The 297-nt window shown below is 75.1% G+C and carries 1 protein-coding gene; it reads right to left on the bottom strand.

The features are described 5' to 3' along the window. Nucleotides 1-297: hypothetical protein (locus JHD62_RS22225; protein WP_199104684.1), on the bottom strand; the 297-nt coding region annotated here is incomplete at both ends.

Genomic DNA, 297 nt, shown 5'->3' with positions numbered 1-297 from the left:
CCCCCCCCCCCCCCCCCCCCCCCCCCCCCCCCCCCCCCCCCCCCCCCCCCCCCCCCCCCCCCCCCCCCCCCCCCCCCCCCCCCCCCCCCCCCCCTCCCCCCCCCCCCCCCCCCCCCCCCCCCCCCCCATCTTACTGTTCGTCGGCAGCGTCAGATGTGTATAAGAGACAGGTTCGGACTCCTCGCTCAGGCGACGCGACTCCTCCTGCAAGGCCTGGGCTTTCTTCAATTGCTCGGCCTGCTGGGTTTGCTGCTTTTGCAAATCCGCCTGGAAACGGGCTTTCTGCGCAGGGTCGGT

Source organism: Aquitalea sp. ASV11 (genome assembly GCF_016429185.1).
Lineage (GTDB): Bacteria > Pseudomonadota > Gammaproteobacteria > Burkholderiales > Chromobacteriaceae > Aquitalea > Aquitalea pelogenes.
The sequence above is the reverse complement of the archived record's forward strand: the minus strand, read 5'-3'. Positions and strand labels throughout refer to the sequence as shown.